General features: G+C 62.7%; 23 protein-coding genes. 15 read left to right on the top strand and 8 right to left on the bottom strand.

Features of this window, described 5'->3' with window-relative positions; all coding sequences use genetic code 11:
* Nucleotides 1-7 precede the first annotated feature (7 nt).
* The 3 genes from ACQKPZ_RS01275 to ACQKPZ_RS01285 form a co-directional block, all read right to left on the bottom strand.
* On the bottom strand, nucleotides 8-1,309 hold the full coding sequence (locus tag ACQKPZ_RS01275; RefSeq protein WP_427535066.1) for an MFS transporter: 1,302 nt from the start codon (nucleotides 1,307-1,309) through the stop codon (nucleotides 8-10).
* A gap of 274 nt (nucleotides 1,310-1,583) precedes the next feature.
* Nucleotides 1,584-2,789, bottom strand: coding sequence for a transporter associated domain-containing protein (locus ACQKPZ_RS01280; protein WP_427535068.1), 1,206 nt, complete (start codon nucleotides 2,787-2,789; stop codon nucleotides 1,584-1,586).
* 9 nt (nucleotides 2,790-2,798) lie between these two features.
* The gene (locus ACQKPZ_RS01285; RefSeq protein ID WP_427535070.1) at nucleotides 2,799-3,608 is read right to left on the bottom strand and encodes a cytochrome C assembly family protein; all 810 of its coding nucleotides are present in this window, start codon (nucleotides 3,606-3,608) and stop codon (nucleotides 2,799-2,801) included.
* 314 nt (nucleotides 3,609-3,922) lie between these two features.
* Here ACQKPZ_RS01285 and ffh point away from each other — a divergent pair, with 314 nt between their 5' ends.
* The 12 genes from ffh to ACQKPZ_RS01345 all read left to right on the top strand — a co-directional run bounded on the left by ffh (nucleotide 3,923) and on the right by ACQKPZ_RS01345 (nucleotide 13,918).
* Nucleotides 3,923-5,299, top strand: coding sequence for a signal recognition particle protein (gene ffh, locus ACQKPZ_RS01290; protein WP_012270758.1), 1,377 nt, complete (start codon nucleotides 3,923-3,925; stop codon nucleotides 5,297-5,299).
* A 247-nt stretch (nucleotides 5,300-5,546) separates the two neighbouring features.
* A complete protein-coding gene (rpsP, locus tag ACQKPZ_RS01295; RefSeq protein ID WP_008094480.1) occupies nucleotides 5,547-5,798 on the top strand; it encodes a 30S ribosomal protein S16 in 252 nt (83 codons plus the stop codon).
* Between the two features lie 5 nt (nucleotides 5,799-5,803).
* Nucleotides 5,804-6,340: a ribosome maturation factor RimM gene (rimM, locus tag ACQKPZ_RS01300; RefSeq protein ID WP_427535072.1), complete on the top strand. Its 537-nt coding sequence runs from the start codon at nucleotides 5,804-5,806 to the stop codon at nucleotides 6,338-6,340.
* 3 nt (nucleotides 6,341-6,343) lie between these two features.
* Nucleotides 6,344-7,096: a tRNA (guanosine(37)-N1)-methyltransferase TrmD gene (gene trmD, locus ACQKPZ_RS01305; protein WP_003252146.1), complete on the top strand. Its 753-nt coding sequence runs from the start codon at nucleotides 6,344-6,346 to the stop codon at nucleotides 7,094-7,096.
* A 42-nt stretch (nucleotides 7,097-7,138) separates the two neighbouring features.
* Nucleotides 7,139-7,489 (top strand): 50S ribosomal protein L19, encoded by a 351-nt coding sequence (gene rplS / locus ACQKPZ_RS01310; RefSeq protein ID WP_003252148.1) that lies wholly within the window; start codon nucleotides 7,139-7,141, stop codon nucleotides 7,487-7,489.
* A 95-nt stretch (nucleotides 7,490-7,584) separates the two neighbouring features.
* Nucleotides 7,585-7,992: an acyl-CoA thioesterase gene (locus ACQKPZ_RS01315; protein ID WP_427535074.1), complete on the top strand. Its 408-nt coding sequence runs from the start codon at nucleotides 7,585-7,587 to the stop codon at nucleotides 7,990-7,992.
* Between the two features lie 266 nt (nucleotides 7,993-8,258).
* Nucleotides 8,259-9,155 carry a site-specific tyrosine recombinase XerD gene (xerD, locus tag ACQKPZ_RS01320; protein WP_427535076.1) on the top strand — a complete coding sequence of 299 codons (897 nt, stop codon included), beginning with the start codon at nucleotides 8,259-8,261 and terminating at the stop codon, nucleotides 9,153-9,155.
* A gap of 153 nt (nucleotides 9,156-9,308) precedes the next feature.
* A complete protein-coding gene (locus tag ACQKPZ_RS01325) occupies nucleotides 9,309-10,052 on the top strand; it encodes a thioredoxin fold domain-containing protein (RefSeq protein WP_201207839.1) in 744 nt (247 codons plus the stop codon).
* Between the two features lie 83 nt (nucleotides 10,053-10,135).
* Nucleotides 10,136-11,440, top strand: a complete 1,305-nt coding sequence (locus ACQKPZ_RS01330) for a homoserine dehydrogenase (protein WP_060485691.1) — start codon at nucleotides 10,136-10,138, stop codon at nucleotides 11,438-11,440.
* A 55-nt stretch (nucleotides 11,441-11,495) separates the two neighbouring features.
* Nucleotides 11,496-12,905, top strand: coding sequence for a threonine synthase (gene thrC, locus ACQKPZ_RS01335; protein WP_391130356.1), 1,410 nt, complete (start codon nucleotides 11,496-11,498; stop codon nucleotides 12,903-12,905).
* Nucleotides 12,906-13,140: 235 nt separating this feature from the next.
* Complete coding sequence (locus ACQKPZ_RS01340) at nucleotides 13,141-13,557, top strand: histidine kinase (protein WP_427535078.1); 417 nt, start codon at nucleotides 13,141-13,143, stop codon at nucleotides 13,555-13,557.
* A 79-nt stretch (nucleotides 13,558-13,636) separates the two neighbouring features.
* Nucleotides 13,637-13,918, top strand: coding sequence for a DUF3509 domain-containing protein (locus ACQKPZ_RS01345; protein ID WP_427535080.1), 282 nt, complete (start codon nucleotides 13,637-13,639; stop codon nucleotides 13,916-13,918).
* Between the two features lie 145 nt (nucleotides 13,919-14,063).
* Here ACQKPZ_RS01345 and ACQKPZ_RS01350 read toward each other — a convergent pair whose 3' ends face one another.
* Both ACQKPZ_RS01350 and ACQKPZ_RS01355 read right to left on the bottom strand, forming a co-directional pair.
* Nucleotides 14,064-14,939, bottom strand: a complete 876-nt coding sequence (locus ACQKPZ_RS01350) for a TIGR02285 family protein (protein WP_427535082.1) — start codon at nucleotides 14,937-14,939, stop codon at nucleotides 14,064-14,066.
* Nucleotides 14,940-14,959: 20 nt separating this feature from the next.
* Nucleotides 14,960-16,159, bottom strand: a complete 1,200-nt coding sequence (locus ACQKPZ_RS01355) for a CaiB/BaiF CoA transferase family protein (RefSeq protein ID WP_427535084.1) — start codon at nucleotides 16,157-16,159, stop codon at nucleotides 14,960-14,962.
* A gap of 131 nt (nucleotides 16,160-16,290) precedes the next feature.
* Between ACQKPZ_RS01355 and ACQKPZ_RS01360 the strand changes: the two genes are divergently transcribed.
* The 3 genes from ACQKPZ_RS01360 to ACQKPZ_RS01370 all read left to right on the top strand — a co-directional run bounded on the left by ACQKPZ_RS01360 (nucleotide 16,291) and on the right by ACQKPZ_RS01370 (nucleotide 19,828).
* Nucleotides 16,291-16,833 carry a YaeQ family protein gene (locus ACQKPZ_RS01360; RefSeq protein ID WP_144171436.1) on the top strand — a complete coding sequence of 181 codons (543 nt, stop codon included), beginning with the start codon at nucleotides 16,291-16,293 and terminating at the stop codon, nucleotides 16,831-16,833.
* Nucleotides 16,834-16,841: 8 nt separating this feature from the next.
* The gene (gene recJ / locus ACQKPZ_RS01365) at nucleotides 16,842-18,551 is read left to right on the top strand and encodes a single-stranded-DNA-specific exonuclease RecJ (RefSeq protein WP_427535086.1); all 1,710 of its coding nucleotides are present in this window, start codon (nucleotides 16,842-16,844) and stop codon (nucleotides 18,549-18,551) included.
* A gap of 170 nt (nucleotides 18,552-18,721) precedes the next feature.
* Nucleotides 18,722-19,828 (top strand): NADH:flavin oxidoreductase/NADH oxidase, encoded by a 1,107-nt coding sequence (locus ACQKPZ_RS01370; protein ID WP_427535088.1) that lies wholly within the window; start codon nucleotides 18,722-18,724, stop codon nucleotides 19,826-19,828.
* A gap of 171 nt (nucleotides 19,829-19,999) precedes the next feature.
* Here the strand turns inward: ACQKPZ_RS01370 and ACQKPZ_RS01375 are convergent, their stop codons facing one another.
* The 3 genes from ACQKPZ_RS01375 to ACQKPZ_RS01385 all read right to left on the bottom strand — a co-directional run bounded on the left by ACQKPZ_RS01375 (nucleotide 20,000) and on the right by ACQKPZ_RS01385 (nucleotide 22,133).
* Nucleotides 20,000-20,332: a type II toxin-antitoxin system HicB family antitoxin gene (locus ACQKPZ_RS01375; protein WP_427535090.1), complete on the bottom strand. Its 333-nt coding sequence runs from the start codon at nucleotides 20,330-20,332 to the stop codon at nucleotides 20,000-20,002.
* Nucleotides 20,329-20,583, bottom strand: coding sequence for a type II toxin-antitoxin system HicA family toxin (locus ACQKPZ_RS01380; RefSeq protein ID WP_427535092.1), 255 nt, complete (start codon nucleotides 20,581-20,583; stop codon nucleotides 20,329-20,331). Before ACQKPZ_RS01380 ends, ACQKPZ_RS01375 begins: the two co-directional genes overlap by 4 nt.
* Nucleotides 20,584-20,708: 125 nt before the next feature.
* Nucleotides 20,709-22,133: a gamma-aminobutyraldehyde dehydrogenase gene (locus ACQKPZ_RS01385; protein WP_427535094.1), complete on the bottom strand. Its 1,425-nt coding sequence runs from the start codon at nucleotides 22,131-22,133 to the stop codon at nucleotides 20,709-20,711.

The raw sequence follows: 22,133 nt of genomic DNA on the forward strand, positions 1-22,133 counted from the left end.
CAATTACTTACAATTGTGTGTTGCGGGTCTCTTTCAGGCACAACACGGCAATCAGGCTGATCACTGCCGCCGCCGACACATACCCCCCCACCCAGCTCAACCCGCCCATGCTCACCAGCTTCTGGGCAAAGAACGGTGCCGCCGAGGCCCCGACAATCCCGCCCAGGTTATACGCCGCCGAAGCCCCGGTATAACGCACGTGGGTCGGGAACAGTTCAGGCAGCAATGCTCCCATCGGCGCAAAGGTCACGCCCATCAGGAACAGCTCGATGGCCAGGAACAGCGCCACACCCGTGGTCGAACCGGAGGTCAGCAGCGGTTCCATGGTAAAGCCCGACGCCACCGCCAACAGGCCACCCACGATCAGCACCGGCTTGCGCCCGTAGCGGTCACTGAGCCAGGCCGACAGCGGTGTGGCCAGGGCCATGAACACCACTGCAAAGCACAGCAGGCCAAGGAACGTCTCGCGGCTGTAGCCCAGCGTGGTCACGCCGTAGCTCAGCGAGAACACCGTCGAGATATAGAACAGCGCGTAGCACACCACCATCGCCGCAGCGCCCAGCAGGGTAGGGCGCCAGTGCTTGGCGAACAGGTCCACCACCGGCATCTTCACCCGTTCCTGGCGAGCAACTGCCTTGGCGAACACCGGGCTTTCTTCAAGTTTCAGACGCACGTACAGGCCGACCAGCACCAGTGCAGCGCTGAGCAGGAACGGAATGCGCCAGCCCCAGTCGCGGAACTGCTCGTCGCTCAGGGTCAGCGCCAGGGTCAGGAACAAGCCGTTGGCAGCCAAAAAGCCGATCGATGGGCCCAGCTGCGGGAACATGCCGAACCAGGCACGCTTGCCCTCCGGGGCGTTCTCGGTGGCCAGCAACGCTGCGCCACCCCATTCGCCGCCCAGGCCCAGGCCTTGGCCAAAACGCAGCAGGCAGAGAATGATCGGCGCCCACACGCCAATGCTGTCATAACCCGGCAGCACGCCGATGGCCGTGGTGGAAACGCCCATCAGCAACAGCGAGGCAACCAGGGTCGACTTGCGGCCGATGCGGTCGCCAAAGTGGCCGAACAGCGCCGAGCCCAGCGGGCGGGCGAGGAAGGCGATGCCGAACGTGAGGAAGGCCGCCAGCATTTGCGCGGTACCTGAGCCGGACGGGAAGAATACCGGGCCAATCACCAGAGCAGCGGCGGTGGCGTAGACGTAGAAATCATAGAACTCGATGGCGGTGCCGATGAAGCTTGCGGTGGCTACCCGCGCAGGCGAGTTGACCGGTGCGGCAGGCGCTTCGGCATAGGTGCTGCTGGTTGTCATTAAGTAGGTCCCTAACAGTCTGGTCCAGCTCCATGGGCATGGCCCGCGATGGCGTGCCGGGCAAAGGGCAGGCACGGTTGCGCGGACGCCGGAGCGTTTTGTTGTTGTGTGCGCCCGACTGACGATAGCCCAAGGGGGATAGGGGCGGGGCGGGCACTGTTCAGGGTGTTGAAGCAGGACCGCAGGGCGTGTCAGTGGAGCGGACTGGCCGTTTGGCGCCGGGTGCGGGTAGCAGGCGTGGCGGCGGGGCTGGGTAAGCGTGACCCGAGTATAGCTATCGGGTCACGGTCCACACCAGTACCTTGCTGGCACAATTGTCCTCTGTTTCGAGGATTTCCAGGCGATAGCGGCCGATCTTCAGGCAAACGGCGCTTTCCGGAATGCTCTCCAGCGCTTCGGTCACCAGCCCGTTAAGGGTTTTCGGCCCGCCGTCGCAGGGCAGGTGCCAGCCCAGGGTACGGTTGATTTCGCGCAGCGAGGCGGTGCCATCGATGACGAAGGTGCCATCAGGCTGCGGGTGCACGTGGGGGTTTTCCAGGCTCTGTTCATCCTCGAACTCGCCAACGATCTCTTCGAGGATGTCTTCAAGGGTGACGATGCCCTGCACCTCGCCGTACTCATCCACCACTACGCCCATGCGGCGTTGCTGCTTGTGGAAATTCAGCAACTGCATTTGCAGGGGTGTGCTTTCCGGCACGAAATAGGGTTCGTAACAGGCGCCGTGCAACGCATCCAGGGTCAATTCGGCCTTGGGCAAAAGATGGCTGATCAGCTTGGTATTGAGGATGGCTTCGACCTGGTTGATGTCGTTGTGATACACCGGCAGGCGGGTGTGACGGCTGACGATCAACTGTTCGATGATGCGCTCGATCGGTTCGTCCAGGTTGATGCCGTCCACTTCGTTGCGCGGCACCAGGATGTCGTTGACGGTGACTTTGTCCAGCGACTGCAGGCCGTCGAGCAGCCCATGGCGGGGGGCTTCGTGCTCGTCGTCCTCGTCGAAGTCATCGGCTTCCTGCGGGTGCAGGGCTACGGCCGTAGGTTGCACGCGGAACGGGCGCAGCAGTAGCTTGGCAAAGCCGTCCAGCAGGCAGGCCAGCGGCTGTAGCAAGGCGAGGGGCACTTTGAGCAGGCTGGCGCCAAGGCTGACGAGCGCCTGCGGGTTGCGTCGGGCCAGGCGACGCGGCAGGTACTCGGCAAACACCAGCAAGGTGAAGGTGGCGGCCAGCCCCGCCAGCCAGAAACCATGTTCGCCACTGTGGCGCTGGCCCACCAGGCAGGCGAGGCCCAGCACCAGCAGCTTGCCCAGGCTGGCGCACAGCACCAGTGCCTGCGCAGGTAGCACGGGCTGGCCTTCCTCGTTGGTGCGCAGGGAACCATTGAGCAGCAGGCGGGCTGCATCCACGGCAGTGAACAGCGCCGACCACATAAGGGCCAGTGCCAGGGTGCCGAATAGCGGTGCGTACGGCAGGGTGTCCATGGTCGGCCGTCAGATATGCAAGATGAATTCGCGAACCAGCTTGCTGCCGAAATAGGCCAGCATCAGCAGGCAGAAACCGGCCAGCGTCCAGCGGATGGCCTTGTGGCCGCGCCAACCCAGGCGGGTGCGGCCCCACAGCAACACGCTGAACACCACCCAGGCCACGCATGCCAGCAAGGTCTTGTGTACCAGGTGCTGGGCAAACAGGTTGTCGAGGAACAGCCAGCCCGAGATCAATGACAGCGACAGCAGGCACCAGCCGGCCCAGAGGAAGCCGAACAGCAGGCTTTCCATGGTTTGCAGGGGTGGGAAGTTGCGGATCAGCCCGGACGGGTGCTTGTTCTTCAGTTGGCGGTCCTGCAGCAGCAACAGCAGCGACTGGAACACCGCGATGGTGAACAGCCCGTAGGCCAGGATCGACAGCAGGATATGCGCGAGGATGCCCGGTTCTTCGTTGATCAGCGGCACCGTGCCGGGTGGTGCGAACTGCGCCAGCAGCGCAGTGATCGCACCCAGCGGGAACAGCAGCACCAGCAGGTTTTCCACCGGTATGCGCAGGCAGGCGATCAGGGTCAGGGCGATGACCGCTACGGCGATCAGGCTGGCGGCGCTGAAAAAGTCCAGGCTCAGGCCCAGCGGGGTGATCAGCTGGAAGAACAGCGCGCCGGCCTGGGCCAGCACCGCGAACGCGCCCAGCAGGCCAAGCAGGCGCTTGTCGGCCTTGCGGCCCTGGGCCAGGTGCGAGCCCTGGTAGATGGCCGCAGCTATATAAAGGCCGGCGGCGATCAGGTTGGGGATGAGGCTGGGTGAGGAGACCATAAGTCCTGGTTGGCAAGCCTTTAAAGAGACGGAGTTTGGCATAGATCCCGTTGATCAAGGAAGACTGAAGGCTTGTGTCAGGGCATTCGCGGGCACGCCCGCTCCCACAGGTCCTGCGCAGGCCCTGAAAGTGGTGGAGATCCTGTGGGAGCGGGCGCGCCCGCGAAGAGGCCGGAGCAGGCACCGAATATCTCCCAAGGTGTGCGCCGCCGCCGCACTTCGCTATAATCGCTGCCTTGCTGTGCCCGGCGGGTGTGCATTTCCCCGCGGGCGCCTGACAAACCTCGGCTTTTACTGGGCCTGAAAGGATCACCATGTTCGAAAACCTGACCGACCGCCTGTCACAGACGCTGCGCCATGTCACCGGCAAGGCCAAGCTGACCGAAGACAACATCAAGGACACGCTGCGCGAAGTGCGCATGGCCCTGCTCGAGGCCGATGTTGCCCTGCCGGTGGTCAAGGATTTCGTCAACAGCGTCAAGGAACGCGCGGTCGGCACCGAAGTGTCGCGCAGCCTGACCCCGGGCCAGGCGTTCGTGAAGATCGTTCAGGCCGAGCTGGAAAGCCTGATGGGTGCGGCCAACGAAGACCTCGCGCTGAACGCTGCGCCGCCTGCCGTGGTGCTGATGGCCGGCCTGCAGGGTGCGGGTAAGACCACCACCGCCGGCAAGCTGGCGCGCTTCCTTAAAGAGCGCAAGAAAAAGAGCGTGATGGTGGTCTCCGCCGACGTTTACCGCCCGGCGGCGATCAAGCAGCTGGAAACCCTGGCCAACGACATCGGCGTCACCTTCTTCCCGTCCGACATCAGTCAGAAGCCGGTGGCCATTGCCGAAGCGGCCATCCGCGAAGCCAAGCTGAAATTCATCGATGTGGTCATCGTCGACACCGCCGGCCGTTTGCACATCGACGCCGACATGATGGACGAGATCAAGGCGCTGCACGCTGCAGTCAAGCCGATCGAGACCCTGTTCGTGGTCGACGCCATGACCGGCCAGGACGCTGCCAACACCGCCAAGGCGTTTGGCGAGGCACTGCCACTGACCGGTGTGGTGCTGACCAAGGTCGATGGTGATGCCCGTGGCGGTGCCGCACTGTCGGTGCGTGCCATTACTGGCAAGCCGATCAAGTTCATCGGTATGGGTGAAAAGACCGAGGCCCTCGAGCCCTTCCACCCTGACCGCGTCGCCTCGCGCATTCTTGGCATGGGTGACGTGCTCAGCCTGATCGAGCAGGCCGAGCAGACCATCGACAAGGCCAAGGCCGACAAGCTGGCCAAGAAGCTGAAGAAGGGCAAGGGCTTCGACCTCGAAGACTTCCGCGACCAGCTGCAACAAATGAAGAACATGGGCGGCCTGGGCGGCCTGATGGACAAGTTGCCGAGCATCGGCGGGGTCAACCTGTCGCAGATGGGTAACGCCCAGGGCGCGGCCGAGAAGCAGTTCAAGCAGATGGAGGCGATCATCAACTCCATGACCCCGGCCGAGCGCCGCGACCCTGACCTGATCAGTGGTTCGCGCAAGCGCCGCATCGCCCTGGGTTCCGGCACCCAGGTGCAGGACATCGGCCGGCTGATCAAGCAGCACAAGCAGATGCAGAAGATGATGAAGAAGTTTTCTGCCAAAGGCGGCATGGCCAAGATGATGCGCGGCCTTGGCGGCATGCTGCCTGGCGGCGGCATGCCGAAGCTGTAACCCTTATTCCGGGCGCCTGCCGTTTATCGGCCAGGCGCCCAGAACGCCCGCTTCGGCGGGGCAACGGCCGCGGATTTCGCGGCGCAACCGGCAAATCTGGACGGTGGGGCAGTGCCTTGCCGAAAAAGTCATTTGCAAATGTCCGTGTATTCCCCGAGAATATGCGGCCTTTTGGGCACCCGTGTGCCTATTTGGCATTCAGATTTGCAGTACAAACTGCAACACCGACTATAGGAACGATGTTCACATGGTAACCATTCGTCTGGCCCGTGGCGGCTCGAAAAAGCGCCCATTCTACCACCTGACCGTGACCAACTCGCGTAACGCCCGTGACGGCCGTTTCGTTGAGCGCGTTGGCTTCTTCAACCCGATCGCATCGGGCGCCGAAGTCAAGCTGTCGGTCAACCAAGAGCGCGTCACCTACTGGCTGAGCCAGGGCGCACAGCCGTCTGAGCGCGTTGCTCAGCTGCTGAAGGACGCTGCCAAGGCCGCTGCCTGAACAGTATGAACGCGACGCCAGAAAAGGCTGATGACCTCATCGTCGTCGGCAAGATTTTTTCGGTTCACGGCGTTCGCGGCGAGGTGAAGGTGTATTCCTTTACCGATCCGATTGAAAACCTGTTGGATTATCCGCGCTGGACGCTTCGGCACGAAGGCAAGGTAAAGCAGGTCGAGCTGGTCAACGGTCGTGGCTCCCAAAAGGGCCTGGTCGTAAAGCTGAAAGGCCTCGAGGATCGCGATGAAGCCCGTCTTCTGAGCGGTTACGAAATCTGCATTGCGCGGAGCCTTTTGCCCAACCTGGCTGCCGACGAGTACTACTGGTACCAGTTGCAAGGCCTGAAGGTCATCAACCAGGACGAACAGTTGTTCGGCAAGGTCGATCACCTGTTGGAGACCGGTGCGAACGATGTAATGGTGGTCAAGCCCTGCGCAGGCAGCCTGGATGATCGCGAGCGTCTGTTGCCCTATACGGAGCAATGCGTGCTCAACATCGACCTGGAAGCAGGCGTGATGCGGGTTGAATGGGACGCGGACTTCTAAACGATGGGTAACCTTCGCGTAGACGTCATCACGTTGTTCCCCGAGATGTTCTCGGCCATCACGGAGTACGGCATTACCAGCCGCGCGGTGAAACAGGGGTTGCTTCAGGTGACTTGCTGGAACCCGCGGGACTACACCACAGATCGTCACCACACGGTGGATGATCGGCCGTTTGGCGGTGGTCCGGGCATGGTGATGAAAATCAAGCCTCTGGAAGACGCCCTGGTTAGTGCCAGGCAAGCGACCGGAGCAGCGGCGAAGGTGATCTACCTTTCGCCACAAGGCCGCAAGCTGACTCAGCAGGCGGTCAAAGGCCTGGCCGAACAGGAATCGTTGATCCTGATCGCCGGTCGTTATGAAGGCATCGACGAGCGCTTTATCGAGGCTCATGTCGATGAGGAGTGGTCGATTGGCGACTATGTGCTTTCCGGTGGCGAGCTGCCGGCCATGGTACTGATCGATGCGGTTACACGGCTGCTGCCCGGAGCTTTAGGGCATGTGGACTCGGCGGAAGAAGATTCCTTCACCGACGGTCTGCTGGATTGCCCGCACTACACCCGACCTGAGGTGTATGCGGATCAGCGTGTTCCCGACGTGTTGCTAAGTGGCAACCATGCACATATCCGGCGTTGGAGGATGAAGCAGTCCCTTGGTAGGACCTTCGAACGACGCGCCGATCTTCTGGAAAGTCGCTCGCTTTCTGGAGAAGAGAAGAAGCTGCTCGAGGAATACCTCCGCGAGCGGGACGATAGTTAAACGTATCGATGGTGGATCGCGTATCCATCTTAGGAGCACAGCATGACCAACAAGATCATCCAGCAGCTCGAAGCCGAGCAGATGAGCAAGGAAATCCCGACCTTCGCACCAGGCGACACCGTTGTCGTTCAGGTTAAAGTGAAGGAAGGCGAGCGTTCCCGTCTGCAGGCGTTCGAAGGCGTTGTTATCGCCAAGCGTAACCGCGGTCTGAACAGCGCTTTCACCGTGCGCAAGATCTCCAGCGGCGTTGGCGTAGAGCGTACCTTCCAGACCTACAGCCCGCAAATCGACAGCCTGGCCGTGAAACGTCGTGGTGACGTGCGTAAAGCCAAGCTGTACTACCTGCGCGACCTGTCCGGCAAAGCCGCTCGCATCAAGGAAAAACTGTCCTGAGTACAGTTTGCCCGGTGGCCGAGGCCGCCTAGCGAGAAAAAAGCAGCCTTCGGGCTGCTTTTTTGCGTTTTGAACCTTTGAAAGGTGTGATTGCAATGACTATCCGAGACCAGGAAATCCAGCGCCGTACCGAGCTGTCGGTGACCCGCGTGACCAAGGCGGTATTCCCCAATACCACCAACCACCACAACACCCTGTTTGGCGGCACTGCCCTGGCCTGGATGGACGAAGTGTCGTTCATTGCCGCCACGCGCTTCTGCCGTTTGCCGCTGGTGACCGTGTCCACCGACCGTATCGACTTCAAGCACCCGATCCCGGCGGGCTCGATCGTCGAACTGGTGGGTTCGGTGGTCAAGGTTGGCAATACCAGCTTGCAGGTGCAGGTGGATGTGTTTGTCGAGAACATGTACCTGGACGGCCGCGAGCGGGCGATTCATGGGGTGTTCAGCTTTGTCGCCATCGACGAGGACAAACGCCCGGTGCCCGTATTGCCCCAGCCCTGAGCCTGACGCGGGCTCTGTAATCGTCTGGCGACCTTTTGTGATTGGCTGACGCGGTCCCTGTAGGAGCGGCCTTGTGTCGCGATGGGCTGCGCAGCAGCCCCGGAAATGGTGCAGCGCCGCTGAAATCCTGGGGCTGCTGCGCAGCCCATCGCGACACAAGGCCGCTCCTACAAGGACCGCGCGAGCGGCTCAAGGTCCGATTGATCACGACAACCCCCAAGCTGCTGTGAAACACTAGCCCCACCTACAACACCCAGCAGCCCCGAATGCCCGCCCTAGACCACCCCCTGATCGACCAGTTCCTCGACGCCCTGTGGCTCGAAAAGGGCCTGTCCGACAACACCCGTGCCTCCTACCGCAGCGACCTGGCCCTGTTCAACGGCTGGCTTCAGGAGCATTCGGTTTCCCTGCCCGACGCCGGCCGGGACCTGATCCTCGACCACCTCGCCTGGCGCCTCGATCAGGGTTACAAGCCACGCTCCACGGCGCGCTTCCTCTCCGGCCTGCGCGGTTTCTTCCGCTACCTGCTGCGGGAAAAGCTGGTGGCCATCGACCCAACCTTGCAGGTCGACATGCCGCAACTGGGCAAGCCACTGCCCAAGTCGCTGTCCGAGGCGGACGTCGAAGCCTTGCTGCAAGCCCCGGACCTGGGCGAAGCCATCGGCCAGCGCGACCGCGCCATGCTCGAAGTGCTCTATGCCTGCGGCCTGCGCGTCACCGAGCTGGTCAGCCTGACCCTGGATCAGATCAACCTGCGCCAGGGTGTGCTGCGGGTGATGGGCAAGGGCAGCAAGGAACGCTTGGTGCCCATGGGTGAAGAGGCGGTGGTGTGGCTGGAACGCTACCAGCGCGATGGCCGCGCCGAATTGCTTAATGGTCGCCCCAGCGACGTGCTGTTCCCCAGCCAGCGCGGCGAACAGATGACCCGCCAGACCTTCTGGCACCGTATCAAGCACCATGCCCGGGTTGCCGGTATCGACAAGCCACTGTCGCCGCATACGCTGCGCCACGCCTTCGCCACCCACCTGCTCAACCATGGCGCCGACCTGCGCGTGGTGCAGATGTTGCTTGGCCACAGCGACCTGTCCACCACGCAGATCTACACCCACGTCGCCAAGGCCCGCCTGCAGCAGTTGCATGCCCAGCACCATCCGCGTGGATGAATGTTTTTCATGTTCCGCTGACTGGTCCTGGCAAGGCCCTTCACCGGTGGCGTGATGTGGTAGGCTTGGGCGGTTTGCACCAAGGGCCGCACGGTCACCGCGTATTTTTCGCAGGTGGCGCCCTCCGGCCCCTGTCCGCCTTCAGGAGTTCCCATGCGCGTGACCCAGTTTTTCGCCGCCGCCGCCTTGGCGCTGGCCAGTACCTTTGCCGTTGCTGCGGCAACCGATAGCAATGCCGGTGCCGAGCAGGCCATCCGTAAATCGTTGCAGAACCTTGAGCTGGAAGTGCCCGTGGAAAGCGTGGCCAGCAGCCCGCTCAACGGCCTTTATGAAGTCAAGCTGCAGGGCGGCCGCGTGCTGTACGCCAGCGCCGACGGCCAGTTCGTGATGCAGGGCTACCTGTTCCAGATCCAGGACGGCAAGCCGGTCAACCTCACCGAAAAAACCGAGCGCCAAGGCATCGCCAAGCTCATCAACGGCATTCCAGCCGCCGAGATGGTGGTTTATCCTGCCAAAGGCGAGACCAAGTCGCACATTACCGTGTTTACCGACACCACCTGCCCGTATTGCCACAAGCTGCACGCTGAAGTGCCCGAGTTGAACCGCCGCGGTATCGAAGTGCGCTACGTTGCCTTCCCGCGCCAGGGCCTGGGCTCGCCGGGTGACCAGCAGTTGCAGGCGGTCTGGTGCTCCAGCGACCGCCGTGGGGCGATGGACAAGATGGTCGAAGGCGAAGAAATCAAGGCGGCCAAGTGCGCCAACCCGGTCGGCAAGCAGTTCCAGCTAGGCCAGTCGATCGGCGTCAACGGCACGCCGGCCATCGTGCTTGAAAGCGGCCAGGTCATTCCGGGCTACCAGCCGGCACCGCAAGTCGCCAAGCTGGCCCTGGCCAAGTAATCCAATTCAGTACGCCGTCGTCATGGGGTGACGGCATGTTTCACGGTCGGCAACAGTGTCGGCCGTTCAATGGGGAGTTCACAGTGAAACCGGTCAAAGTAGGCATCTGTGGGTTGGGGACCGTCGGTGGCGGAACCTTCAATGTACTTCAGCGCAACGCCGAGGAGATTGCCCGCCGTGCCGGGCGCGGTATTGAAGTGGCACAGATCGCCATGCGCTCGCAGAACCCGAACTGCCAGATTACCGGTACCCCCATTACCGCTGATGTGTTCGAAGTTGCGAGCAACCCGGAGATCGACATTGTCATCGAGCTGATCGGTGGCTACACCATCGCCCGCGACCTGGTGCTCAAGGCCATTGAAAACGGCAAGCACGTGGTTACCGCCAACAAGGCGCTGATTGCCGTGCACGGCAACGAAATCTTCGCCAAGGCCCGCGAGAAGGGCGTTATCGTCGCCTTCGAAGCGGCCGTGGCTGGCGGCATCCCGGTAATCAAGGCCATTCGCGAGGGCCTGTCGGCCAACCGCATCAACTGGCTGGCCGGCATCATCAACGGCACCGGCAACTTCATCCTCACCGAAATGCGCGAGAAAGGCCGCGCCTTCCCGGACGTGCTGGCCGAAGCCCAGGCGCTGGGTTACGCCGAAGCCGACCCGACCTTTGACGTCGAGGGCATTGACGCCGCGCACAAGCTGACCATCCTGGCATCCATCGCCTTTGGCATCCCGCTGCAGTTCGACAAGGCTTACACCGAAGGCATCACCCAGCTGACCACCGCTGACGTGAACTATGCCGAGGCCTTGGGCTACCGCATCAAGCACCTGGGCGTGGCCCGGCGTACCGCCGAAGGCATCGAACTGCGTGTGCACCCGACGCTGATCCCGGCCGACCGCCTGATCGCCAACGTCAACGGCGTGATGAACGCCGTGATGGTCAACGGTGACGCTGCCGGTTCCACCCTGTACTACGGTGCCGGTGCCGGCATGGAGCCTACCGCTTCGTCGGTAGTCGGTGACCTGGTGGACGTGGTCCGTGCCATGACCTCCGACCCGGAAAACCGCGTGCCGCACCTGGCCTTCCAGCCAGATTCGCTGTCGGCCCACCCGATCCTGCCGATCGAAGCCTGCGAAAGCGCCTACTACCTGCGCATCCAGGCCAAGGATCACCCGGGCGTGCTGGCTCAGGTGGCGAGCATCCTGTCGGAGCGGGGCATCAACATCGAGTCGATCATGCAGAAGGAAGCCGAGGAACAGGACGGCCTGGTGCCGATGATCCTGCTGACCCACGGTGTGGTCGAGCAGCGCATCAACGACGCCATCGTCGCGCTGGAAGCCCTGCAAGACGTGGTCGGCAAGGTCGTGCGCATCCGCGTCGAACAGCTCAATTAATTTTGTGCTCGGGCCGCCGGCGCGGCCCGGGCCTCAGCATCGAAGGTTTGCACCCATGCGCTATATCAGTACCCGCGGCCAGGCTCCGGCCCTGAATTTTGAAGACGTGCTGCTGGCTGGCCTGGCCAGCGACGGCGGCCTGTACGTCCCTGAAAACCTGCCTCGCTTCACCCAGGAAGAAATCGCCTCCTGGGCTGGCCTGCCTTACCACGAGCTGGCCTTCCGCGTAATGCGCCCGTTCGTCGAAGGCAGCATCGCCGACGCCGACTTCAAGAAGATCCTTGAGGAAACCTACGGCGAGTTCGCCCATGCTGCGGTCGCCCCGCTGCGCCAGCTGAACAGCAACGAGTGGGTGCTGGAGCTGTTCCACGGCCCGACCCTGGCGTTCAAGGACTTTGCCCTGCAACTGCTCGGCCGCCTGCTCGACCACGTACTGGCCAAGCGTAACGAACGTGTAGTGATTGTTGGCGCCACCAGTGGTGACACCGGTTCCGCTGCCATCGAAGGCTGCCGCCGTTGCGACAACGTCGACATCTTCATCCTGCACCCGCACCAGCGTGTGTCGGAAGTGCAGCGTCGCCAGATGACCACCATTTTTGGCGACAACATCCACAACATCGCCATCGAAGGTAACTTCGATGACTGCCAGGAAATGGTCAAGGCCAGCTTCGCCGACCAGTCGTTCCTCAAGGGCACCCGCCTGGTGGCAGTCAACTCGATCAACTGGGCGCGCATCATGGCCCAGATCGTCTACTACTTCCACGCAGCCCTGCAGTTGGGTGGCCCGGCGCGTTCGGTGGCGTTCTCGGTACCGACCGGCAACTTCGGCGACATCTTCGCCGGTTACCTGGCGCGCAACATGGGCCTGCCGGTCAGCCAGCTGATCGTCGCCACCAACCGCAACGACATCCTGCACCGCTTCATGAGCGGCAACCAGTACGTCAAGGACACCCTGCACGCGACCTTGTCGCCGTCGATGGACATCATGGTTTCGTCCAACTTCGAGCGCCTGCTGTTCGACCTGCACGGCCGCAACGGTGGCGCCATTGCCGACCTTATGGCCAACTTCAAGCAAGGTGGCGGCTTCAGCGTCGAGCAAGACCGCTGGACCGAAGCGCGCAAGCTGTTCGACTCGCTGGCCGTGAGCGACGAGCAAACCTGCGAGACCATCGCTGAAGTGTTCGCCGCCACCGGTGAAGTGCTCGACCCGCATACCGCGATCGGCGTCAAGGCCGCCCGCGAGTGCCGCCGCAGCCTGGACACCCCGATGGTGGTGCTGGGTACCGCGCACCCGGTCAAGTTCCCGGAAGCGGTGGAGAAGGCCGGTGTGGGCAAGGCACTGGAACTGCCGGCGCACCTCAGCGACCTGTTCAGCCGTGAAGAGCGTTGCACGGTGCTGGCCAATGACCTGAAAGCGGTACAGGCGTTTGTCAGCCAGCACGGCAACCGCGGCAAGCCGCTGTAAAACCCAGTTGTAGCCGGGGGCTGCTCTGCAGCCCATCGCGACACAAGGCCGCTCCTACAGGCGATCCCGTTCCAGGCAACTGGCGCGCTCTCTGTAGGAGCGGCCTTGTGTCGCGAAAGGGCCGCAAAGCGGCCCCAATATCTCGGACTTTTCCCTCAGTCCAATCAGAAACGTCTTATTCAGGCACAGCCCACGCAACGCCTAACTTAGCCGGTCCTCCCACCAGGAGCGGCTCATGTACCAGACCTCCGTGTTGATCCACCAGGCGCGCCCATCGCACCAGATCCTCCTGCACCAGGCCCTCAACGCCCAAGGCATGTTCAACGTGCGCATTAGCGCGAACGCTAGCGACCTGAATGCCTGCCTGGACGAACGTCGCACCGATCTGCTGATTCTCGACCATGCCATGCTAACCCAGGCAGGTCTTGCCGTGCTTGCTCGGCAGCACCGGTCGCGGGCATTGATATTCGTCGGCAAGGCTACCCCGAGGCGCCAGAACCTGGCCCAAGAGGCAAGAAACCGGGGGCTTTGGGTGCTCGCCGAGCTTACGTGGCCGCTGTCGATGCCCCGTTTGCAGCGTGCCCTGCTAACACTGCAAGTGCACCCGGGGCGGCGTATTCAAACTGTCATGTCAGCCCCGCATGCTCACTGAACCAGGCGCGGCATGACGAACTTTCCGCTGCGTCGGTTGGTCAGTTCCTTTATATCCCACCACGCAGCGAGTGATCCGGATGGAAAGAATCTGCAGCCTTCTCAACGACGCCCTGAGCCCCTATCAGATCCACCTCGGCATCGCCGATGCCAGCGGTAACCGCCAACTGACCATTCATGACCGCCTCGCCGGCATTACCTTGCGGCGCACGGTCAGCGAGCGCCAGTTGCAGGAGCAACGCCTGTTGATCGATCTGGTGGATGGCCTGCACCGAGACTTGCAGATCGCCGAAGGCCGTTTGCAGCCTTGTGTGATTGCGGCACTGCAACAGCGTCAGCAACCGCAGGGAACCTTTGCCTGAGTGGCTAATCAGACACAGTAGGGCAGCCAGCCAGTGCTTTGCTCCGGTGCTGGCAAGGCTGTCACGGGAAGTCCCCAAGGACTTTCGCTTGGCCCCGGGCGTCCTCCCCAGCGCCCGGGGTTTCTTTTTTCTGGGTATGCACCAGTCATCTGTCTTCGAAGAAGCGCTTGCTCTCTTCCAGGTAATCTTCCCGCAATGCCGGGTCCAGCCAGTGAGCATAGAGCCCGGGCAGCACATCGCGGCGCAGCGCCGGCAGCAACTGGTCGATGTGCGCCACCGCAGCACGCCCCAGCTCGCTGTCCGAGCACCCCACGTGTAAAAACTGATAACGCTCCACGCCCTGCACCGGATGAAACTGGTAGTCATCCAGTGAACCGCCTTGCTGCTGGATCAGGTAGCGCACTTCAGGCCAGTAGCCGAGCACCATGCGCAAGCGCCCCAGTTGCTGCATCTGCAGCAGGTTGGCGGTGGCGTCACTACCGTAGTGGCGGCTGAGCGCGCTGTCGGGCAACTGTCGCAGAATGCTGTCGATCTGCGTGCCGTAGCTGCGCTCGGCAACAATCCCCAGCTTCAGCGGGGCCGTGCTCAGCAGCCCATGCAGGTCCACTTGCTGGCCATCCAGGTACGGCGCCACCAGCGCCTGGTTTTCCTTGCGCAACACCAGGCCGCCGCTGAGCACACCCAGCGATGGCAGGGAGAAACGCACGAATTCGGCACGTTCCGGTGTCCACAGCAGGGTCGGGTCGCAGGTAAAAGTGTTGCGGTCCTGCAGCATCTGGATACCGCGAGCGCGGGTGACCCGCAAAACGGTGTGGTCGTATTCGGGCATCTGCCCGATCAGCCGCGGCAACAGTTGGTCGACCACCCCCTGGCCTTTTTCCGGGCCTTCGAAAATGGTGAACGGCGGCAAGTCACGCACCAGCCAGAACAGGCGCTCTTTGGCGCTGGCAGGTTGCAGCAGCAATGCGGGCAACAGCCCGCACAGCAGAGCCAGGTGGCGAAGGCAGCGGGCAGCGCGCATGGAGCCGGGCCGCGCCAGGGTCAGACCGTGCCCGCCGCGCGCAGGCCGGCAATGGCCGCCGCGTCGTAGCCCAGGCGGGCCAGCAGTGCCTCGGTGTGTTCGCCCAGCGCCGGGCCGACCCATTCGGTGGAGCCGGGCGTATCCGACAGCTTGGGTACGATGCCGGGCATCTTGAACGGCTTGCCGTCCGGCAGTTTGGCCTGCAGGAACATTTCCCGCGCCAGGTATTGCGGGTCGTTGAACATGTCTTCGGCCGAGTAGATGCGGCTGGCCGGTACTTCGGCTGTGGTCAGCACCTGCATCAACTGCTCCAGCGGCAAGCTGTTGGCCCAGCGGTCGATCACCCCGTACAGCTCGTCACGGCGCAGGTCACGGCCATCGTTGGTGGCCAGGCTCGGGTCATCCGCCAGGTCGGTGCGGTCAATGGCCTGCATGAAACGCTTGAAGATCGCATCGCCGTTGGCGCCGATCTGCACATGCTTGCCATCGGCGCTGGTATGGATGGAGGAGGGCGTGATACCGGGCATGATGTTGCCGGTACGCTCGCGGATAAAGCCGAACACATCGAACTCCGGCACCATGCTTTCCATCATGGCGAAGATCGCCTCATACAGTGCCACGTCCACCACCTGGCCCTGGCCGCCATTGATTTCGCGGTGACGCAACGCCATCAGCGCGCCGATCACCCCCCACAGGGCGGCAATCGAGTCACCGATGGAAATGCCGGTGCGTACTGGCGGGCGGTCGTCGAAGCCGGTGATGTAGCGCAGGCCGCCCATCGACTCGCCCACGGCGCCGAAGCCCGGCTGGTCTTTCATCGGCCCGGTCTGGCCAAAGCCCGAGAGGCGCACCATCACCAGGCGCGGGTTCAGCGCATGCAGCACATCCCAGCCCAGGCCAAGCTTTTCCAGCACGCCCGGGCGGAAGTTCTCGATCAGGATGTCTGCTTCGGCCAGCAGCTTCTTCAGCACCTCGCGGCCCTCGGGGTGCTTGAGGTTGAGGGTGAGCGACTGCTTGTTGCGGGCCTGCACGAACCACCACAGCGAGGTGCCCTCGTACAGCTTGCGCCACTTGCGCAGCGGGTCGCCGCCATCGGGCGATTCAACCTTGACCACCTCGGCACCGAATTCGGCGCAGATCCGCGAAGCGAAGGGCCCGGCAATCAGCGTGCCGAGTTCGACAACTTTAAGGCCGGCGAGGGGTTTGCTGGGCGTCGACATGGGGCATCCGTGGCAGCTGGGCAGAGCCGTGGTTGTATCACACGTCGGTTTCGCCGGGTACTGCTGCGGCGCATGGAGGGTGCAGATGGGGTAGACTGTGCCACTTTTCTTTTGCACGAAGCCCGTCGACCATGGCCCAGCCTTCCACCACCTACAAGTTCGAACTGAATCTGACCGACCTGGACCGCAACGTCTACGAAAGCGTCAAGCAGACCATTGCCCGCCACCCTTCGGAAACCGAAGAACGTATGGCGGTCCGCCTGCTGGCGTACGCGCTCTGGTACAACGAGAACTTGTCGTTTGGCCGTGGCCTGTCGGATGTCGATGAGCCGGCACTTTGGGAGAAGAGCCTGGACGACCGCGTGCTGCACTGGATCGAAGTGGGCCAGCCCGATGCCGACCGCCTGACCTGGTGCTCGCGCCGTACCGAGCGCACCAGCCTGCTGGCCTACGGCAGCCTGCGTGTGTGGGAAGGTAAGGTAGTGGGCGCGGTCAAGAACCTGAAGAACCTGAGCATCGCTGCTGTGCCGCAAGAGGTGCTGGAAACCCTGGCCACCGACATGCCGCGCAGCATCAAGTGGGACGTGATGATCAGTGAGGGCACGGTATTCGTGACTGACGACCGCGGCCAGCACGAAGTGCAACTGCAGTGGCTGCTCGGTGAGCGTGGCTGAAGCAACCCATGCGTATCGAACCTCGCCCCCTGCCGCCGACCCTGCCATTTCTGGGTAACCTGCCACCCTTGCTGACCCGCCTTTACGCCGCGCGTGGCGTGCAGAGCGAGGCCGAGCTGGACAAAAGCCTGGCGCGGCTACTGCCGTACCAGCAGCTCAAGGGCATCGAGGCTGGTGTCGACCTGCTGGTCGAGGCGCTCGACCAGCGTCAGCGCATCCTTATCGTTGGCGACTTCGATGCCGATGGCGCCACCGCCAGCACCGTTGGCGTGTTGGGCCTGCGCCTGCTGGGCGCGGCCCACGTCGATTACCTGGTGCCCAACCGCTTTGAATATGGCTACGGCCTGACCCCGGAAATCGTCGAAGTGGCGCTGCAACGCCAGCCGCAACTGCTGATTACCGTGGACAACGGCATTTCCAGCGTCGAGGGTGTGGCGGCAGCCAAGGCCGCCGGGCTCAAGGTGCTGGTCACCGACCACCACCTGCCAGGCCAGCAGTTGCCCGACGCAGACGCCATCATCAACCCCAATCAGCCGGGCTGCGAGTTCCCCAGCAAGTCGCTGGCCGGGGTAGGGGTGATTTTCTACGTGCTGATGGCCCTGCGCGCTCGCCTGCGCAGCCTGGGTCGCTACGAGACGCAAGCGCAGCCGAACATCGGTGAACTGCTCGACCTGGTCGCGCTGGGGAGCGTCGCCGACGTGGTGCCGCTGGATGCCAACAACCGCATCCTGGTGCACCAAGGCCTGGAGCGCATCCGCGCCGGCCGTGCCCGGCCGGGGCTGAAGGCCATTCTTGAAGTAGCCCGCCGCGATCACCGGCGCATCACCTCGACCGACCTCGGTTTCATCCTGGGCCCGCGCTTGAATGCTGCCGGGCGCCTGGACGACATGAGCCTGGGCATCGAATGCCTGCTGTGCGAAGACGCGGCGCTGGCCCAGGACATGGCCCAGCAGCTGGATGACCTGAACCAGGACCGCAAATCCATCGAACAGGGCATGCAGCGCGAGGCGTTGGCCCAGCTCAAGGAGCTGCCTGTCGAATCGATGCCGTATGGCCTGTGCCTGTTCGATGCCGACTGGCACCAGGGGGTGATCGGCATTCTGGCTTCGCGCCTGAAAGAACGTTATCACCGGCCAACCATCGCTTTCGCCGATGCTGGCGAGGGCATGCTCAAGGGGTCGGCGCGCTCGGTACCCGGTTTTCATATCCGCGATGCGCTGGATGCCGTGGCGGCTCGCCATCCCGAGCTGATCAGCAAGTTTGGCGGCCACGCCATGGCGGCGGGGTTATCGTTGCCTGAGGGCAATTTCCCGGCCTTCGCCGAGGCGTTCGACGAAGAAGTGCGACGCCAGTTGTGTGAAGACGACCTGACCGGCCGTTTGCAGTCCGACGGCAGCCTGGCGGTGGAAGAGTTTCATCTTGACCTTGCCAAGGCACTGCGTAATGCCGGGCCGTGGGGGCAGCATTTCCCTGAACCGCTTTTTCACGGTGTGTTCCAGCTGGTGGAGCAGCGGGTGGTTGGCGAGCGGCACCTGAAGGTGGTGCTCAAGAGCGAATGCGGCTCGGTGCGGTTGGACGGCATTGCCTTCGGCATTGACCGCGAAGTGTGGCCAAACCCGACCGTGCGCTGGGTCGAGTTGGCGTACAAGCTGGATGTGAACGAGTTTCGCGGTAATGAAAGTGTGCAATTGATGATTGCCCACATGGAGCCACGCTGACTGCAAATAGGGGGCTGCTTTGCAGCCCATCTGCGCACCCACCCCAAATCCCATGGAACCTTCCCCCCACCCATTCTGGTCTAGTCTGAAGTTATGACCGGACCTGGGCCAGGGACGTGCAATTGAGTGTCCGGGCCGGATCACCATTGGAGTCCTTGGGAGGTGCCCTCATGAGCTTGCTGCTTGAGCCTTACACCCTGCGTCAGCTGACCCTGCCCAACCGCATCGCCGTCTCGCCGATGTGCCAGTATTCCGCCATCGATGGCCTGGCCAACGACTGGCACCTTGTTCATCTGGGCAGCCGCGCCGTCGGCGGTGCGGGCCTGGTAATCACTGAAGCCGTGGCGGTCACCGCCGATGGCCGCATTACCGCCGAAGACCTCGGCCTGTGGGACGACGCGCAAATCGCCCCGTTGCAACGCATCACCCGCTTCATCACCGCCCAGGGTGCCGTGCCGGGCATCCAGCTGGCCCACGCCGGGCGCAAGGCCAGCACCTATCGCCCATGGCTGGGCAAGCAAGGTAGCGTCAAACTGGAAGAGGGCGGCTGGCAGCCGGTAGGCCCGTCGAAAATCGCCTTCGACCCGCAGCACACCGCGCCACGTGAGTTGAGCCAGGGCGAGATCCAGGGTGTGATTGCCGCCTTCGTCGCTTCGACAGAACGCGCCTTGAAGGCCGGTTTCAAGGTGGTCGAAATACACGCAGCCCACGGCTATCTGTTGCACCAGTTCCTCTCGCCACTGAGCAACCAGCGCCGCGACGAGTACGGCAGCTGCTTCGAAAACCGCATCCGCCTGACCTTGCAGGTGGTCGAGGCAGTACGCAAGGTATGGCCGGTCGAATTGCCGCTGTTCGTGCGGGTATCGGCAACCGACTGGGTTGAAGACGGCTGGAACCCGGATGAAACCGTCGAGTTGGCCCGCCGGCTGCGCAGTTTGGGCGTGGATTTGATCGACGTATCTTCCGGCGGCACCTCGGTCAACGCCGAAATCCCCACTGGCCCCGGCTACCAGACCCGCTTCGCCGAGCGCGTGCGCAAGGAGTCGGAAATAGCCACCGGCACTGTGGGGATGATTACCGAACCCGCCCAGGCCGAGCACATCCTGCGTACCGGCCAGGCCGACATCATTTTCCTCGCCCGCGAACTGCTGCGCGACCCTTACTGGCCCCTGCATGCCGACGACGACCTGGGCGGCAACAAGGCCACCTGGCCTGCGCAATACCAGCGCGCCACCAGCCGGGCCAACCCGATTCATGAGTCGGATTTGCGAGATTGACCCTACGCTTTACCGGAGGCATGCGCGGTCCTTGTGGGAGCGGCCTTGTGTCGCGAAAGGGCCGCAAAGCGGCCCCGGCTATATCAGCAGCAGAGCTGAGAACTAGGGGCCGCTACGCAGCCCTTTCGCGACACGAGGCCGCTCCGACAGTGACCGCGTTGGCGTCCCGACTCAGCTATAGGCAGCTTTGCTGAGGATATCGCTTACCCACTGATTGATGCTCTTCTCTGCCAAATCAGCCTTGGCTGCCACGCTGGCATGCAGGGTGGGTTCGAGGCGCAGGCTAAGCTTGCCAGAGTAGGTCTTCTGCGGTTCGCGGCCAAGGCGTTCGCAAGTCTCAAGATAATCGTCAACAGCTTCTTCGAAGGCCTGTCGCAACTCGCTGATCGATTCGCCGTGGAAACCAATCACGTCGCGAATGCCCGCGACGTGGCCAATCAGCAACTGGTCTTCGTCGCTGTATTCGATACGAGCGGCATAGCCGCGGTAAGTCATGACATTCATGGTATTACTCCTGCCTGCTCAAGGAACTGGCGGGCGCCTCGTAGTTGGTAGGGCTTGGCGTGCTTGTCAGGATGAGGGCGGTGGAAGGTTGCCACTGCTCCATTGAGTTCAAATCGAACCCGTGATCCTCGTCCTTCGATGACTTGGGCACCAAGTGACACCAACAGTGATTCCAGTCGCATCCACTCCAGTGTCTTGGAAACCGGCTTTTTCAGTACTGCTTCAAGTGTGGCTTGCTGATGATTATTCATGGTATCAGACTATGATACCAACAAGCATGACTCAATGGATGAGCAGTAGGAGGTTGTAGATTGAGCTTGAAGGAAATGTCTGAGATGTTAACCGAGGGGGCGAAGCCCCTCGGTTAGCGGTTCGCTTAATGCTTGATCATCACATGCCGCACACAGGTGTAATCTTCCAGCCCATACATCGACATGTCCTTGCCATACCCCGAATGCTTCTGCCCGCCATGGGGCATTTCGCTCACCAGCATGAAGTGGGTATTCACCCAGGTGCAGCCATATTGCAGGCGCGCCGCCAGGCGGTGGGCGCGGCCGGTGTCGCGGGTCCATACCGATGAGGCCAGGCCGTAGTTGGAGTCGTTGGCCCACTCCAGTACCTGCGCTTCATCGGTAAAGCGGGTGACTGACACCACCGGGCCGAACACTTCGTTGCGCACGATCTCGTCGTCCTGCTGGGCATCGGCCAGCACGGTGGGTTCGAAGAAGAACCCGTCGCCCTCAATCGCCTTGCCGCCAGTTACCAGCCGAATGTGCGGTTGGGCGATAGCCCGTTGCACCAAACCGGCGACCTTGTCGCGATGCTGGGCACTGATCAGCGGCCCCAGCTCGGTGTCCTCTGCCTCTTGCAGGCCCGCTTTGAGGCTGGCGACGGCTGCACCCAGCCGTTCAACGAATTGCTCGTAGATGCCGTCCTGCACATACAGGCGGCAGGCTGCGGTGCAGTCCTGGCCAGCGTTGTAGAAGCCGAATGTGCGGATACCGTCGATGGCAGCATCGATGTCGGCATCGTCGAACACCAGCACCGGGGCCTTGCCGCCCAGCTCCATGTGCATGCGTTTCACGCTGTCGGCCGTAGCGCTGATGATGTGCGCGCCGGTGGGGATCGAGCCGGTCAGCGACACCATGCGCACCTTGGGGTGGGTGACCAGCGGGTTGCCGACCGTCTGGCCGCGGCCAAACAGGATGTTCAGCACACCCGGTGGCAACAGGTCCTGGGCCAGTTCGCCAAGGCGCAAGGCCGTCAACGGGGTCAGCTCGGAAGGCTTGATGACCACGGTATTGCCAGCGGCCAGGGCCGGGGCGACCTTCCACGCCAGCATCATCAGCGGGTAGTTCCACGGTGCGATCGAAGCCACCACACCCAGCGGGTCGCGGCGGATCATCGAGGTATGCCCTGGCAGGTACTCACCCGCCGCCGAACCGCCCAGGCAGCGTGCTGCACCGGCAAAGTAGCGGAACACATCGGCAATGGCCGGGATTTCGTCATTCAGCGCAGCGCTCAGCGGCTTGCCGCAGTTCTGCGATTCCAGCCGGGCCAGTTCATCGCCATGGGCTTCAATGGCATCCGCCAGCGCCAGCAATGCTTGGGAACGGTCCTTGGGGCTGGTCTGCGACCAGCTGTCGAAGGCCTGGTCGGCAGCGCGCACGGCGCTGTCCACCTGGGCTTCCGTAGCTTCGTTGATTTGCGCCAGGGCAGTGCCCAGCGCGGGGTTGAGCACGGTCCAGGCCGGGCCTTGGCCTGCGACCAGCTGGCCATTGATCAGCATCTGCGTTTGCAT

The sequence above is a fragment of the Pseudomonas sp. NPDC089547 genome (assembly GCF_050280665.1).
Taxonomy (GTDB): domain Bacteria; phylum Pseudomonadota; class Gammaproteobacteria; order Pseudomonadales; family Pseudomonadaceae; genus Aquipseudomonas.

Bases quoted from the DNA above. Each gene is read 5' to 3' on its own strand.
- ACQKPZ_RS01275 (WP_427535066.1), bottom strand. From the start codon at position 1,309: ATGACAACCAGCAGCACCTATGCCGAAGCGCCTGCCGCACCGGTCAAC.
- ACQKPZ_RS01280 (WP_427535068.1), bottom strand. From the start codon at position 2,789: ATGGACACCCTGCCGTACGCACCGCTATTCGGCACCCTGGCACTGGCC.
- ACQKPZ_RS01285 (WP_427535070.1), bottom strand. From the start codon at position 3,608: ATGGTCTCCTCACCCAGCCTCATCCCCAACCTGATCGCCGCCGGCCTT.
- ffh (WP_012270758.1), top strand. From the start codon at position 3,923: ATGTTCGAAAACCTGACCGACCGCCTGTCACAGACGCTGCGCCATGTC.
- rpsP (WP_008094480.1), top strand. From the start codon at position 5,547: ATGGTAACCATTCGTCTGGCCCGTGGCGGCTCGAAAAAGCGCCCATTC.
- rimM (WP_427535072.1), top strand. From the start codon at position 5,804: ATGAACGCGACGCCAGAAAAGGCTGATGACCTCATCGTCGTCGGCAAG.
- trmD (WP_003252146.1), top strand. From the start codon at position 6,344: ATGGGTAACCTTCGCGTAGACGTCATCACGTTGTTCCCCGAGATGTTC.
- rplS (WP_003252148.1), top strand. From the start codon at position 7,139: ATGACCAACAAGATCATCCAGCAGCTCGAAGCCGAGCAGATGAGCAAG.
- ACQKPZ_RS01315 (WP_427535074.1), top strand. From the start codon at position 7,585: ATGACTATCCGAGACCAGGAAATCCAGCGCCGTACCGAGCTGTCGGTG.
- xerD (WP_427535076.1), top strand. From the start codon at position 8,259: ATGCCCGCCCTAGACCACCCCCTGATCGACCAGTTCCTCGACGCCCTG.
- ACQKPZ_RS01325 (WP_201207839.1), top strand. From the start codon at position 9,309: ATGCGCGTGACCCAGTTTTTCGCCGCCGCCGCCTTGGCGCTGGCCAGT.
- thrC (WP_391130356.1), top strand. From the start codon at position 11,496: ATGCGCTATATCAGTACCCGCGGCCAGGCTCCGGCCCTGAATTTTGAA.
- ACQKPZ_RS01340 (WP_427535078.1), top strand. From the start codon at position 13,141: ATGTACCAGACCTCCGTGTTGATCCACCAGGCGCGCCCATCGCACCAG.
- ACQKPZ_RS01345 (WP_427535080.1), top strand. From the start codon at position 13,637: ATGGAAAGAATCTGCAGCCTTCTCAACGACGCCCTGAGCCCCTATCAG.
- ACQKPZ_RS01350 (WP_427535082.1), bottom strand. From the start codon at position 14,939: ATGCGCGCTGCCCGCTGCCTTCGCCACCTGGCTCTGCTGTGCGGGCTG.
- ACQKPZ_RS01355 (WP_427535084.1), bottom strand. From the start codon at position 16,159: ATGTCGACGCCCAGCAAACCCCTCGCCGGCCTTAAAGTTGTCGAACTC.
- ACQKPZ_RS01360 (WP_144171436.1), top strand. From the start codon at position 16,291: ATGGCCCAGCCTTCCACCACCTACAAGTTCGAACTGAATCTGACCGAC.
- recJ (WP_427535086.1), top strand. From the start codon at position 16,842: ATGCGTATCGAACCTCGCCCCCTGCCGCCGACCCTGCCATTTCTGGGT.
- ACQKPZ_RS01370 (WP_427535088.1), top strand. From the start codon at position 18,722: ATGAGCTTGCTGCTTGAGCCTTACACCCTGCGTCAGCTGACCCTGCCC.
- ACQKPZ_RS01375 (WP_427535090.1), bottom strand. From the start codon at position 20,332: ATGAATGTCATGACTTACCGCGGCTATGCCGCTCGTATCGAATACAGC.
- ACQKPZ_RS01380 (WP_427535092.1), bottom strand. From the start codon at position 20,583: ATGAATAATCATCAGCAAGCCACACTTGAAGCAGTACTGAAAAAGCCG.
- ACQKPZ_RS01385 (WP_427535094.1), bottom strand. From the start codon at position 22,133: ATGCAAACGCAGATGCTGATCAATGGCCAGCTGGTCGCAGGCCAAGGC.